The sequence below is a fragment of the Salinivibrio sp. ML290 genome (assembly GCF_001995695.1).
GTDB classification, from domain to species: domain Bacteria; phylum Pseudomonadota; class Gammaproteobacteria; order Enterobacterales; family Vibrionaceae; genus Salinivibrio; species Salinivibrio siamensis.
In genome coordinates this window covers 165,196-178,690 of sequence record NZ_MUEY01000003.1, presented here as the reverse complement: position 1 = coordinate 178,690, position 13,495 = coordinate 165,196, and the positions used below count along the sequence as shown (strand labels likewise).

Here is a 13,495-nt window from a genome sequence, read left to right as displayed (position 1 = left end):
AGGTATTGCGATCCTCACTAATTAAATAGCTGCCACATGGCGATGATTCATTTGACGCAGAGTGAGCGCCAGCCGTTTTCCCTGCTCATGGTCAAACACGTGGAGGTTCTCAGGAGCAATCGCCAAGGGTAGGTTATCTCCTTCTACGACCTTACTGTGCCCCTCTAAACGCAGTGTGATGAAGCTGTCAGTATCGCTTATATGCCCATAGACCAGCAAATCAGCTCCCAAAGACTCGGTTAAGGTAACTGACAGTGTGAAACAGGCCTGATCGGCCGGTACCACTTTTAAGTGCTCGGGACGTAATCCGACGGACACGGATTGTGTGTCACTGCCCTGACACTCAGCCAATAGGTGTTGACCTATCGAGAGGGCGTCATTGTCGATACGACCTTCAACGATATTCATCGCTGGTGAGCCGATAAAAGTGGCCACAAACAAGCTAGCCGGGGCATCGTAGACGTCTAAAGGCGTACCAATTTGTTCAACGTTACCACCATTTAATACCACGAGGCGATTCGCGAGGGTCATTGCTTCAACTTGGTCGTGGGTGACATACACAGCAGTGGTATTCAGCTTTCTCTGCAAACTTTTGATTTCCAGGCGCATTTGTACACGCAGTTTGGCATCAAGGTTGGATAACGGCTCATCGAAGAGAAACACCTTGGGACGACGCACAATCGCACGGCCCATTGCCACCCGTTGCCGCTGTCCGCCGGACAATTGATTGGGCCGTCTGTCGAGTAGGTGCTCTAGCTCGAGCATGGTCGCGACCTCGGTGACAAGCTGTTGAATGGTCGCTTTTGGTGTCCCGCGATTTTTAAGGCCATAGGCCATGTTGTCGAATACACTCATGTGTGGGTAAAGCGCATAGTTTTGAAATACCATGGCAATATCGCGCTCGCCAGGCTCAAGATCATTCACTTTTTTATCGTCAATGACTAATTGTCCGCTGGAAATCGCCTCTAGGCCGGCAATCATGCGCAGTAAGGTTGATTTGCCACAACCACTGGGGCCCACCAATACAATCATTTCGCCATCTTTCACTGATAAGTCGACGCCGTGAATGGCTTTGAACCCATTAGGGTAGGTCTTTGCCATCTGTTCTAGGGTTACCGTTGCCATTTACTTCTCCGTTTCCACTAAGCCTTTTACAAAGAGTTTTTGCATGCCGAGCACCACGATCACCGGGGGTAGCATCGCCATTAGAGTTGTTGCCATTACGCGGTTCCATTGCACCTCACCATCACCAACAGAGAGCATGCGCTGAATACTCATCACAATGGTGTAGTACTCATCATCGGTGGTGATCAGAATCGGCCAAAGGTACTGGTTCCAACCATATATAAAGGTGATCACAAACAGTGCGGCAATATTGGTGCGCGAAAGAGGCAGCAGAATGTCTTTGAAAAACTTGAACGGGCCCGCGCCATCAATTCGCGCGGCTTCAAGCATTTCACCTGGGACCGTCATAAAAAACTGACGGAATAGAAAGGTCGCGGTAGCGCTGGCGATGAGTGGAATGGTCAATCCCGACATCGAGTTGAGCATGTTCAGGTCGGCAATGACCTGGAATGTTGGCATGATGCGCACCTCCACCGGTAGCATTAGGGTCATGAAAATCACCCAAAATGCCAACATTCGACCGGGAAAGCGAAAATACACCACGGCATAGGCTGAAAGAATGGAAATCGCGAGCTTGCCAATGGCGATGCCCATTGCCATTAAAAATGAATTCCACAGCATGCCGGCCACGGAAATGTTTAACTCGCGTGATGTGCCTTCGGTTAATACCTCCTCGAACACAGATAATCCTTTGTCACCAAACCATAACGGCGTGACACCACTTACAAAGGCGCTGCTGTCATGGGTGGCGGCGGTCAACGCAAGCCACACAGGGAGCGCCACCGAGGCGACGCCTAAAATCAACACCAAATGCGAGAACACAGTAAGCCAAGGGCGACGTTCAACCATTAGTAAGCCACCTTCTTTTCAACATATTTAAACTGAATCACGGTTAATGCGCCCACGAGGATCATCAACACGACGGATTGCGCGGCGGACGATCCCATATTGAGGCCGACAAAACCGTCTGCATACACTTTATAAACCAGCGTTGTGGTGGATTGACCGGGCCCACCTTGCGTCATGGCATGAATCACCCCAAAGGTTTCGAAAAAGGCGTAGACCAAGTTCACAACCAGCAGGAAAAAAGAGGTCGGAGAGAGCAGTGGAAAAATGATGGTCAAAAAGCGTTTTACTGGGCCTGCGCCGTCAATAGCTGCCGCTTCAACCAATGAACGTGGGATAGATTGCAGCCCGGCGAGGAAGAACAGAAAATTGTAGCTAATCTGCTTCCATGTAGCGGCAATGATCACCATGGTCATGGCATCTCCAGAATGGATAAACGGATTCCAGTCTAAACCAATGGCTTTTAGCGCGTGGGCTAATACACCGACAGTGGGATTGAACATGAATAACCACAACACCCCTGCCACAGCGGGAGCGACCGCGTAGGGCCACACCAAGAGTGTTTTATAGCCTGTCGCCCCTTTAATGACACGGTCAGCCATCACCGCGAGCACAAGCGCCGATAGAAGCGCGATGCCTGCAACAGAAAAACTAAAGAATAAGGTGGTCAAAAAAGAGCGATAATAGCTGGTGTCTCCCAATAACTCGGTGAAGTTTTCGCCACCGACAAACTCGGTACTAAGACCGAAAGGGTCTTCCAACAAGGTGGATTGCCATACAGCCTGCGCCGCTGGCCAGATAAAAAAGATAAAGGTGATCAGCAATTGAGGCGCGAGCAATAAAATGGGAAACGCACAATGATTAAATGTGGGTTTATTGGACATAGGCTTTCTCAAAAAGTGGAGCGGCAGTCTATACCGCTCCGTCATACAACAAGGTTTTTACTGAATGGAACTAAACCGCTTATTGATTGGCTTTAGCAAACTTTGAAAGCAAGCCATTGGCGCGCTCAACTGCTTCATCCAGCGCTTCTTGAGCCGATTGATCGCCGGACCATACGGTCTCAAGCTCTTCGTTAATCACATCACGGATTTGAACGAAATTACCTAAGCGGATCCCTTTAGAGGTAGGCGTTGGCTCGACCTCGGTCATTTGTTTAATCGCGACGTCTGTGCCTGGGTTTTGAGCATAAAAGCCTTGCTTCTTGCTTAGCTCATAGGCTTCGTGGGTAATGGGCAAGTAACCGGTGAACTGGTGCCAGTCCGCTTGGATTTCAGGTTGAGACAAGAAGGAGAAGAACTGGGCGACGCCCTTGTATTCTTCTGACTCGTGGCCTTGTAGAACCCAAAGCGTGGCCCCGCCGATGATGGTATTTCTTGGCTGCTCAACGGCTTTATCCCAGTAAGGCAGCTTGGCAACGCCAAACTCGAAATCTTTTACGCTTTCGCGCACACCAGCGTAAGACGCTGAAGAGTTCATGTACATGGCACATTCACCACTGTAAAACAGCGGCGCACTGTCAGAGCGGCGGCCTCCATATTCAAAAATGCCAGCCTGTTGCCAATCCGCCATTTTGGCAATGTGATCCACAAATGGAGACTGGTTAATTAGCATCTTGTTATCGACACTGCCAAAGCCATTGTCATTGGTGGCAATGGGCGCATTGTGGCGAGCACCGAGGTTTTCAATTTGTACCCAAGACTGCCAGCCAGTCGTGAAGCCGCACTGAGCGCCATTGGCAAGCAGTTTCTCAGACACTTGCTCAACTTCTTCCCAGGTTTTGGGAGGGTTAACGCCAGCTTTAGCAAACAGATCTTTGTTGTAATACAGCACGGGCGTTGAGCTATTAAATGGCATCGACAGCATATTCCCGTCTTCGTCTGAATAATAACCCGTCACAGAAGAGAGGTAGTCAGATTGGTCAAACGGGACGTTCGCGTTTTCCATTAGCTCATAAACCGGGTATACCGCCCCTTTTGCTGACATCATTGTCGCGGTGCCTACTTCAAACACCTGGACGATATGAGGTTGCTTGTTGGCGCGGAATGCCGACACAGCGCCTGTCATGGTTTCGGTGTAGTTACCCTTGTAGACGGGTTTGACGGAATAGTCATCCTGACTGGCATTAAACTTCTCAGCAATTTCATTCACTTTTTCGCCAAGGTTTCCGCCCATTGCGTGCCACCATTCAATTTCGGTTGTCGCGTTGGCAGAAAAAGAGGCAAGCAACAGGGCCGAAGAAAGCGCGGTTAAGCGTTGGGTTTTCATGCGTCACTCCTTTTGAGGATGGGGTAATGTTCATTCGGCAACTTAATGAACAAAAATGAACATAATATGAACCCAAACGAAAAGGGAGATGACAATTGTATGACTTTTGACCGCGGTCGCATGGCATGTGAAAAAATTGTTAATTAGAGCGTGTTTTGATGATGAAAATCCTGCAAGCGCAAAGATTTACTCGTAAACACTCTGTCATATTTACACGAGACAATGCGGCTCGCGCTGTCCTACAATACCCAAATAACTGATTGAGATGAGACTGTTCAAATGAAAATCGCGCCACAGCAATTATGTGGGCATCGAGGTGTCGCTGCTCATGCTCCAGAGAACACGTTAACGTCTATTGCAAAGGTGCGAGAGATGGGGTTAAGTTGGGTCGAGGTCGATGTGCAACTGACCCAAGACGGTGTTCCCGTGGTGTTTCATGACCATAGCTTACAACGGTGCACCAATGGTGTAGGGGCGTTAAAAGACACCGCCTTGGCCGATTTACAGCAGCTCGATGCAGGTGGGCACTTTTCGCCAAAGTTTGGGTATGAAAGGGTACCCACGCTCATGGCCGTTTTAGCCCAAGCGCACCGCGATGCGCTTCATATCAACCTTGAGATCAAAACTTACCCGGATAGCGATATACCTGCCTTGTGCCGCGCGATATTTGCTTGCTTGTCGGCAAGCCCTATCAGCACCGAGAAGGTATTAGTCTCATCTTTTTCTCTTGAGGCACTCGCGATTGTTCGTGATGAAATGCCTGAGTTAGCGCGGGCGATTTTATGGGAAACGATCCCTGATAATTGGCGTGATTTCCGGGACTTAGCCACGTTTAGCATTCACTGCAACTATCGCCACCTCACCCAAGAGAAAGCCAAAGCCGTTAAAGATTCAGGTTTAGCGCTTAAGTGTTATACCCCTAATAAGCCTGTTGAGGTCGAAGCCTTGTGGGGTTGGGGCGTAGACATGATGATCACCGACGACCCAAGTAAATACTTAGCACACCCTTACTGACACGGACTCAACCGAATCGTTAGGTGAGCGGTCGATAATGTCATACAACAAGGAGCTTATGTGTCACAAGAGGCAGAGTTAAATTGGCGCCAGCGCGAAATATTAGCGCAATTAGCAAAAACAGAGCACCTAGAAACGGATGATTTGGCCACGCAGTTTTCGGTCACGACGCAGACTATTCGTCGTGATATTAATCAGCTCTGTGCGCTTGGCTTAGCTCGGCGTCACCATGGCGGCATTAATATGCCCTCTGCGCATGTCAATAGCGATTACCAACGTCGTTTGCAAAGGCACAGTGGCGTTAAAACGGCGATTGCACGCGCGGTGGCCGAGCACATTCCTGAGGGGGCGACCGTGATGCTCGGGATAGGGACCACGGTTTCTGCGATTGCTGAGCAGCTATTAACAAGACGCGACCTTCGCGTAATCACCAATAACGTTCAGATCGCGCATATTCTGGGGGCTAATCCCGACCTCGATATTTGGCTGGCAGGAGGGAAGCTGCGCGCCAATGACCAAGATATGGTTGGACACTCGGTGCTTCAGTTCCTGTCGCGTTTCCAACCGGATATCGCCATTATCGGCTGTGCGGCGGTCAATGAAGAGGGATGGGTGTGTGAGTTTTCCCCCGATGAAGCGGATGTCAGTGACACCATGCTTAGTGCAGCGAGTGCAAGGTGGTTGGTGGCAGATGGGTCAAAGTGGCAGCGCAGTGCGCCGGTGAAAGTGACAACGTTAAGTCAGTTTGATTATGTGTTCACCAACGATGTATTGAGCAACTACTCGACGCTGCCGGCAGATATTGCTTTTATTCCTTGTGACTCGCGCGATCTCGGCCCCACGCAAGCGCCAACTGCCAATTGAGAAGGGCTGGCTAAGTCTGTGTGATGAAAAGGCCTGCATGACGACCGTCAAGCTTGCGCGGATAAAATAGCGCGATACAGTGCCTCGGTGGCTTCACGCGGCGTTTGCTCAGGGTTGTAGAAGAACTCATTAATCACGTCGAACACCGCGCTTTGTACATAACGTGTGGTGGAAAGGCCGTGTGACATGCTGGGGCTTAAGGTGCCATTCTCTTGCGCGTAGGTAAACGCATCACGTGATTGTTGTGCGCACCGGTCTCCCTTAGGGAGGGGCACATCAAATCGAATAGGTAACGAGCCTTTGTAACGGTTAAAGTCACGCTGGAACTGTGGTGTGAGGAGGTACGAGGCCATGTCTGTTTGGCTTTGTCGCTCACTTTGGCTATTGGGCTTGAAAAATACAAAGCTGTCGACATTGTAACTAAAGGCTTTTTTCGTCCCAGGGAAGGCGACACAGGTAAAGGCTTTGCCTTCTTGCTGGTTGGCGGCAAAAAACTCCCCTTTGGCCCAATCACCCATCACTTGCATCCCCGCCTGGTTATCAATGAGTAGACGAGTGGTATCGCTCCAGTTGCGTCCTTGACCCGAGTCATCCACATATTGGCGCATCTTCGCCAGCAGGGTAAAGGCTTTGACCACATCGTCACTAAGGAGTGCTTGGCGATCAAAGTCTAAAAAGGCACGTTGGTAATCTTGTGGCCCCAGTACTGATAGCGCCAGACTGTCGAAAAGCGTCGCGACTTGCCATGGCTCTCCTCCCAACGCGAGTGGGATATAGCCTGCTTGCTGCAATTTATCGGCGGCAGCAAAAAAGCTATCAAAGTCGGTAGGGATGTCGGCATTGGCTGCTTCAAAGGCGCGTAAGTTGACCCACAGCCAATTCACGCGGTGAATATTGATGGGCGCTGCCACATAGTTACCTTGGTACTGCATGACATCACGCAGCGGGGCGGGGATTTTATCTTCCCAGTTTTCCGCTTCAGCAATCTCATTGAGGTTGCGTAAAAAGCCTAAACGGGCCCATTCGGTGATCTCCGGCCCTTTGATTTGTGCCGCAAGGGGCGGGTTACCACTGATGGCACGGATCCTCAAGGTGTTCATCGCGCTTATCCCTGCGCGGCCACCGACCGCGAAGTCTTGCCATTGATGGCCTTGTTGCTCAATGCCTTCTCGCAAGACAGAGGCGGCTTTGGCTTCACCTGCTGATGTCCACCAGTGTAAAACTTCAACATCACTTGCGGACACTGCAAGGCTATAGGTGGCGAGCATGCCACCGATGATCCATTGAGAGAGGTATCTATTTAAGCGTGTTAAACGTGCCATTATTCTTCTACCCGAGGAAAACTGATATCAACTTGCAGGCCGCCTTCACTGCGGTTACTGAGCACCATATCCCCGCCATGCGCGTGGATGATATCGCGCGCAATCCCTAAACCGAGCCCCGAACCGTCGTTATCATCATGTAAGCGTACATAAGGGTCAAACACCGAGTCGAGCTCTTGCTCAGGAATGCCTGGCCCCTCGTCAATCAGGGTAATATCTAACGTGTGTTTTGCGTCCATCACATAAATCGTCACTCTATCGCCGTATTTCACACCATTATCAATTAAATTGGATAAGCAGCGTTTGAAGGCGAGTGGCTTACACGTAAACGGAGGTACTGCGTCGCTTTCAATACTGACTCGAATACGGTTTTGGTTGTGTGGTTCGACAATCATCGCTAAGAAATCAATGACATCAATAGCCGCCATGTTCTCATGGATATCGGTGTCTCTGACCGTTTGTACGGCACCTTTAACCATGATTTCAAGATCATCTAAATCTTTATTGAGCTTCGCGGCTTGCAGGTCGTCATCAATTAATTCGGCCCGTAAACGTAAGCGGGTGATAGGCGTTTTTAAATCATGCGACATGGAGCGGAATAAGGTTTCGCGCTCACGCAGGTGACGTTGTAGGCGACGCTGCATACGGTTAAACGCCCTTGTCACAATGGCGATTTCTGCCGCGCCTTCCTCCTTCAGGGGAGGTTGCTCAATGTCGGTGCTAAACAAGTTCGCTGCTTTGGCCAGACGTTTTAAGGGGCGTGCTTGCTGGCGAATCAAGGTGTAAGTAAAGAACAGTAATAGCGCAGTGATCACCACGATAAAGACCACTTGATCGGCGGTAATCAAGGTATCATCGAGCGTGACATAGGGCGCGGGTAACAATGCAGCGATATAGATCCACTCATCTTTTTTCAGCTCCATTTGTACCACCAAAATGGGGGGATTTAATGGCTCTAAACTTAACGTGTGATGTGCCCAAGATTTGGGCAAGTCTTGCAATAAAATGTCGTTGTTGAGCACGCGTAAGGTTTCAGGGCGCGAAAAGTCAACATCAATGGTATTCAATGACGGGAGCTGCTCGTGGAGAATGCCCGATACGGTACGGGTGGCGACCTTTTTCGCCTGTGTCTCTTCAATAGGCGTGATTTGGATTTTTTCTTTGTTAAAGGAGACAAAAAACCGTGTCCCGCCCATGTTACGTAATTGATTAAGCGCCACATGCCGATAAGCATCGGGCAACGATTGAAAGAAGGTGGTGGTTGAGGCAAACATGTTAGCTAAACTCGCCGACGCCGCCTCTAGCCCCGCAAGCTGGGTTCGTTTTGATTGGGTATACCAAATTGAGGTGGCAATGCCCTGCGCCAATACCACGGATAACAAGGTCAGCAGCAAGGTGCGTGATAGTAAAGAGCGAGGGATCAGCTTTTCTAGCCATTCATGATTCATATTGGATCTCAGCGACAAACATATAACCCGCACCACGCACAGTTTTAATCAAGTTCGCTTTGCCTGTGTCACGTAAGCGCTGGCGTAAGCGGCTGACTTGTACATCGATGCCACGTTCTTGTGCCTGTGCATCGCGGCCGCGCGTCGCTTGGCTAATCGCATTACGATCGAGCAACTGGTGTGGGTGATCGATAAACAGCATCAGCAGGGCATAATCAGACGCCGACAACTCTATCTCCATGCCGGTGACAACCTGGTGCAATTGCTGGGTGGCAGGCTCTAGACGCCACTGGCCAAACCGAATCGCTTTGGGTCGGGACAGCGTGGTCTCCTGCAATTGCTGGGTGCGACGTAATAATGCACGAATACGGGCGATCAACTGGCGCGGACTAAAGGGCTTGGCGATATAATCATCGGCGCCTAGCTCTAGCCCAACAATTTGATCCGTTTCGTCTGATACAGCGGTGAGCATGATGATAGGCACACTCGAATCTTTACGAATACTTTTGCATAGCGTAAAGCCATCATCCCCTGGGAGCATCACGTCGAGTAAAATTAAATCCGGGTATTGGACAGCCAGCTTAGTTTGCATCTCATGACCGTTTTGCGCGGTCATCACTTCGTAACCGGCTTTGGTGAGATAAGCTTGGAGAAGCTCACGGATTTCGACATCGTCGTCGACCACTAAGATGCGTTTGGCTGAAGCCATATCGCCATTGTCCTCGTTGCTAAAGTCAGTTCCTCCATTATCGGTGCTTTATCGTTGAGATGCTACAAACAAAGCCGCACTTTGTGTAATTAATCAGCGACTTGTTGATAACCGTTTTGGTGATGATGTCAGAGCAGACACCCAGGAGGGGGAAAGGTATAAAAAGGCAGATAGTTCATCGCTTGACGACGCGAGATCGTGAAAAAGACAAAGCCCTCCATTAAGAGGGCTTTGGTTGACATCACAGTGTGTTATGAACCGTGACGAGCTATTCGCTATTCGCTATTCGCTATTGCTGTGCATCGCTTTGCGAATACACAAGGCCGCGCCACCCCAAGTGACGGCAAAGCCGATAAGCATCATGATGATTGCGCCTGTTGTCATGCGTCTGTCTCCATATCGCGAGCAGGGGTCGTGGTGCTATTAACGATAATACCAACCACCAGCATGGCAGCGACCAAGCCCCAACCCAGGGTCAGTAATTCGAATTGTGCGTAACCGCCGTAGCCTTCGTTGAAGGTGTAAATCAGGTTTTTCACCAAGATCACCGCCAGCATAATGGGGCTGATAAAGCGGATACAAATTTCCATCCACTGACCCACGCTGAATTCAGAGACACGGTTAACATACTGACGGATGTCTGACAGTTTAACTAGCCAGCCGACCAGCAGCAGCTCAAGCAAACAGCTTGTGAGCAGTGCAACGTTGTTAACAAAGTAATCAACCAAGTCAAGCAGCAATAGACCGCCGTTGGTAGCGAACGCCATTGATACGACAAAGCCCACACCACATACGGCTGTCGCCGCTTTTTGACGAGTCACATTGAGCTTATCCATAATTGACGACGTCACGGCTTCAATGATGGAAATGTGCGAACTCAAGCCAGCAACAACCAATGCGAGGAAGAACAATGGACCAAGAATATAAGGGATAGGGAGCAAATTAATCGCGGCAGGTAGCGTGACGAACGCTAGGCCAACGCCCCCGCTGACGACATCGGTGATCCCCTTGCTTTGTTCCGCCGCCATATAGCCAAGAATCGAGAAGATCAGCACGCCGGCAACAATTGAGAAGCCACAGTTGATCAATACCGTCATCAAAGCATTGTTGTTGACGTCGGACTTTTCTGGCAAGTAGCTAGAATAAGCAAGCATGATGGCGAAGCCTACCGACAGCGTGAAGAAGATCTGCCCATAAGCGGCGGACCACACACTGGCATCGGCCAATTTGCTAAAGTCAGGCGAGAACAGATAGTTCAAACCATCCAGTGCCCCTGGCAACATCACCACACGGCCAATGAGTAACAACACCATGATAAACAGCAAAGGCATCATGATTTTGCTGGCTTTTTCGATGCCGCCTTTTACGCCACGGAAAACCGCCGCATAGGTGATGGCCCAAGCAATGATCATTGGAATCGCGATGTGCCACTGCCAATCACCCAAGCTGGTGGGAGAGTTTTCCCCCAATTTTAGGTAATCGGAGAAGAAGAAGGCGTTGGTGTCTGTGCCCCAATCTTGGCCAAACGAAAAGCCAAAGTATGAAATGGCCCAGCCAATAACGGCGACGTAATAAATCCCGATGGTTGCCGCGATTAAAACTTGAAACCACCCCAGCCATTCAAATTTGGTATTGAGCTTAGAAAACACCACGGGCGATGAGCCGCGCAGTTTTTTCCCTAGCCCAAATTCCATAATCATAAATGGAATACCCGCGGTGAGCATGGCGAAAAGGTATGGAATAAAAAAGGCACCGCCACCGTTCTCATAGGCCATATAAGGGAAGCGCCAAATATTCCCTAGGCCGACTGCTGACCCCACGGCAGCCAGGATAAACCCAGCGCGTGAGCCCCATTGTTCTCTTTYCATATCTACTTACTCCTTTGCGAATCGCCTTTCTTTACGCCCATCCAAATATGCAGTGTTGTGAGGCTGCGTTTTTTGGTCGATATGAAAGAAATAGCACATTCCCGCAATATTGATTTTTAACTTCCTGTTGCCCGAATGTTGAATTTTTTATCTAAAGCGGGCAGTCATTGCACATTAAGCACAGCGTGAGGCTAAATCAATAGCCTTAAAACCAATAAGTTAGCAAAAAAATGGGGGTTAACCTGCTATTGGTAGAGTGAGATAGATATAAATCATGTTTTGTTAACCCTATGTAGTGATAAAAACTATCATAATTATCAATAAGTGGTGATTAATGGTTATTTTTGTTCGCTCGTCAATTGATGAAAAAAACAACGCCAAGACGTGTTGAGCGCGTGCCACAGCGCCAGAAAACATGATCTCATTAGCAGAATTTTAGACAACAAAGACGCACACTAAATGTGGTTTATACTTGTTATAGCAGCGTTATCACCTAGGAGGACATCATGAATACGACACTCACTTATGCACTGGTCACGACAGCCTGCGCACTCGGCCTTATTTTTACGTTTGCCGCCGTGGCGGTAATGGCATAGACAACACTTGGTTCGGTGGCTTCCGGTTTGATGACGATGCCACGGCACGGTAGCGCTAGCACAGTGTCACACGACGCGTTAAACTGTGGGACTTAGCTAATTAAAAATAGTCAATAAAACATAAGCATAACGCTAAATGTGATGGTAAGGGGCGAACGTGGTAGAAACCAATCAAGCCGTGCAGCCCACGGTGTTGACCGACAACGCGCTGACCGCTGGCGCACAGAGCGGGACTCACGCGCGGCCGCAGCGCATAGCCCTTGTGCTTCAAGGGGGCGGACAACGAGGTATTTTTACTGCAGGTGTGCTGGATGCGTTTTTAACCCACCGATTTGACCCCTTTGAGCTTTATTTTGGTACATCGGCGGGGGCGCTCAATATGAGTGCCTATGTCTGCCAACAGTACCAATATGGTTACCGCTTTATTACCCAACTCACCACGCAGGAGCGCTTCTTCCATTTAATGAAGTATGTTCGCCGGCAGCATTACATGGACTTGGATTGGGCGTTAGACACGGCGTTACCCGGTAAAGAAACGGCTCTGGATATGGAAGCGGCGCGGCACCATCTGCAAAACCGTTATGCTTATGCATGCGCGACTGACATAGATACGCTGCAACCAGCCTTCTTCTCACTGACAGAAGACACCTGGCCAGATGCCCTGAAAGCGACCTGTGCGATTCCGCTACTTTATCCGCATCCGGTGAACATCGGTGAGCACCGTTATGTGGACGGTGGGGTAACAGCGGCGATCCCGGCAAAAGAAGCGTTTGCGCGCGGGGCGGATATTATCGTCGTGGTTCGCACTGAGCCAGTGGTTGAACAAGATAAACGTGATGATGAGAACCGGCGCTTTCTTGAAACACTACGCGAACGCTTTGAGGCGAAGAGGCCGCAATTTAAGCTCTCCGATTATTTATCAAACTTTGAGTCCAAATATCGACTTGCACGCTTTGAAACCTTCCAGAAAGAGCTCAGTAAGCAAATCGGTGAACTGTCAGATCGCTATAAGTCCAGCCGCGAGCAATTGGTTAATCGTGTGCGCGACAGTATGAAAGAGAAAGCGATGCAAAATGGTGGTCGTTGGCTTTTTGGTGGCGACACGATTTATCGGCTCCAGTCTTTATCCGGCAAGCCGCTAAACACCGAAATGCTTAAGATGCTGACGACGCATTATCAAAGCTACCAAAGTGAACTGCAGTTTTTGGCGTCACCGCCTGCGCGTGCTCAGATAGTGCAAATTGCGCCGAGCGCTCCGTTGCAAAGTAGTGCCTTACTGAGTAAGCCGGAGGCATTGGAAGCCGATTATCAGCTAGGGGTCTCGCTGGGGAACCAATTCTTACGTGAATACGGTGACTCGCTGGTTTCTATGTCGACTGTAGATAACCCTAGCTTTGAGCCAACGTCAGTAAGAATGCCGCATCAAGGGTAGAGC

At 49.7% G+C, this 13,495-nt stretch carries 12 protein-coding genes; 3 read left to right on the top strand and 9 right to left on the bottom strand.

The genetic code is table 11. The annotated features are described in order from the left end of the window. Positions 1–21 precede the first annotated feature (21 nt). The 4 genes from BZG23_RS04430 to ugpB form a co-directional block, all read right to left on the bottom strand. Complete coding sequence (locus tag BZG23_RS04430; protein WP_077606237.1) at positions 22–1,125, bottom strand: sn-glycerol-3-phosphate import ATP-binding protein UgpC; 1,104 nt, start codon at positions 1,123–1,125, stop codon at positions 22–24. Next, positions 1,126–1,974, bottom strand: coding sequence for a sn-glycerol-3-phosphate ABC transporter permease UgpE (ugpE, locus tag BZG23_RS04425; protein ID WP_046073296.1), 849 nt, complete (start codon positions 1,972–1,974; stop codon positions 1,126–1,128). It abuts the gene before it with no gap. After that, on the bottom strand, positions 1,974–2,855 hold the full coding sequence (gene ugpA / locus BZG23_RS04420) for a sn-glycerol-3-phosphate ABC transporter permease UgpA (RefSeq protein ID WP_046073295.1): 882 nt from the start codon (positions 2,853–2,855) through the stop codon (positions 1,974–1,976). Before ugpA ends, ugpE begins: the two co-directional genes overlap by 1 nt. Positions 2,856–2,934: 79 nt before the next feature. Beyond that, the gene (ugpB, locus tag BZG23_RS04415) at positions 2,935–4,239 is read right to left on the bottom strand and encodes a sn-glycerol-3-phosphate ABC transporter substrate-binding protein UgpB (RefSeq protein WP_077606236.1); all 1,305 of its coding nucleotides are present in this window, start codon (positions 4,237–4,239) and stop codon (positions 2,935–2,937) included. Between the two features lie 279 nt (positions 4,240–4,518). On the opposite strand from ugpB, the gene BZG23_RS04410 reads away from it, so the two are divergent. Together BZG23_RS04410 and BZG23_RS04405 are read left to right on the top strand one after the other, a co-directional pair. Then, the gene (locus BZG23_RS04410) at positions 4,519–5,253 is read left to right on the top strand and encodes a glycerophosphodiester phosphodiesterase family protein (RefSeq protein ID WP_077606235.1); all 735 of its coding nucleotides are present in this window, start codon (positions 4,519–4,521) and stop codon (positions 5,251–5,253) included. Positions 5,254–5,313: 60 nt separating this feature from the next. Further along, positions 5,314–6,117: a DeoR/GlpR family DNA-binding transcription regulator gene (locus BZG23_RS04405; protein WP_077606234.1), complete on the top strand. Its 804-nt coding sequence runs from the start codon at positions 5,314–5,316 to the stop codon at positions 6,115–6,117. Between the two features lie 47 nt (positions 6,118–6,164). Here the strand turns inward: BZG23_RS04405 and BZG23_RS04400 are convergent, their stop codons facing one another. From BZG23_RS04400 to BZG23_RS04385, 5 genes are all read right to left on the bottom strand, one after another. Beyond that, positions 6,165–7,439: an ABC transporter substrate-binding protein gene (locus tag BZG23_RS04400; RefSeq protein WP_231637378.1), complete on the bottom strand. Its 1,275-nt coding sequence runs from the start codon at positions 7,437–7,439 to the stop codon at positions 6,165–6,167. Next, positions 7,439–8,887, bottom strand: coding sequence for an ATP-binding protein (locus BZG23_RS04395; RefSeq protein WP_077606233.1), 1,449 nt, complete (start codon positions 8,885–8,887; stop codon positions 7,439–7,441). The genes BZG23_RS04400 and BZG23_RS04395 overlap by 1 nt, the downstream gene beginning before the upstream one ends. Continuing rightward, a complete protein-coding gene (locus BZG23_RS04390) occupies positions 8,877–9,596 on the bottom strand; it encodes a response regulator (RefSeq protein WP_046073289.1) in 720 nt (239 codons plus the stop codon). Before BZG23_RS04390 ends, BZG23_RS04395 begins: the two co-directional genes overlap by 11 nt. Before the next feature lie 282 nt (positions 9,597–9,878). Further along, the gene (locus BZG23_RS16455; RefSeq protein WP_100297978.1) at positions 9,879–9,980 is read right to left on the bottom strand and encodes a MetS family NSS transporter small subunit; all 102 of its coding nucleotides are present in this window, start codon (positions 9,978–9,980) and stop codon (positions 9,879–9,881) included. Then, positions 9,977–11,464, bottom strand: coding sequence for a sodium-dependent transporter (locus BZG23_RS04385; RefSeq protein WP_077606232.1), 1,488 nt, complete (start codon positions 11,462–11,464; stop codon positions 9,977–9,979). Before BZG23_RS04385 ends, BZG23_RS16455 begins: the two co-directional genes overlap by 4 nt. A gap of 753 nt (positions 11,465–12,217) precedes the next feature. Here BZG23_RS04385 and BZG23_RS04380 point away from each other — a divergent pair. Further along, on the top strand, positions 12,218–13,492 hold the full coding sequence (locus tag BZG23_RS04380) for a patatin-like phospholipase family protein (RefSeq protein ID WP_241832522.1): 1,275 nt from the start codon (positions 12,218–12,220) through the stop codon (positions 13,490–13,492). Positions 13,493–13,495 lie beyond the last annotated feature (3 nt).

Coding starts and splice junctions, on each gene's coding strand:
- BZG23_RS04430 (WP_077606237.1), bottom strand. CDS start 1,125: ATGGCAACGGTAACCCTAGAACAGATGGCAAAGACCTACCCTAATGGG.
- ugpE (WP_046073296.1), bottom strand. CDS start 1,974: ATGGTTGAACGTCGCCCTTGGCTTACTGTGTTCTCGCATTTGGTGTTG.
- ugpA (WP_046073295.1), bottom strand. CDS start 2,855: ATGTCCAATAAACCCACATTTAATCATTGTGCGTTTCCCATTTTATTG.
- ugpB (WP_077606236.1), bottom strand. CDS start 4,239: ATGAAAACCCAACGCTTAACCGCGCTTTCTTCGGCCCTGTTGCTTGCC.
- BZG23_RS04410 (WP_077606235.1), top strand. CDS start 4,519: ATGAAAATCGCGCCACAGCAATTATGTGGGCATCGAGGTGTCGCTGCT.
- BZG23_RS04400 (WP_231637378.1), bottom strand. CDS start 7,439: ATGGCACGTTTAACACGCTTAAATAGATACCTCTCTCAATGGATCATC.
- BZG23_RS04395 (WP_077606233.1), bottom strand. CDS start 8,887: ATGAATCATGAATGGCTAGAAAAGCTGATCCCTCGCTCTTTACTATCA.
- BZG23_RS04390 (WP_046073289.1), bottom strand. CDS start 9,596: ATGGCTTCAGCCAAACGCATCTTAGTGGTCGACGACGATGTCGAAATC.
- BZG23_RS16455 (WP_100297978.1), bottom strand. CDS start 9,980: ATGACAACAGGCGCAATCATCATGATGCTTATCGGCTTTGCCGTCACT.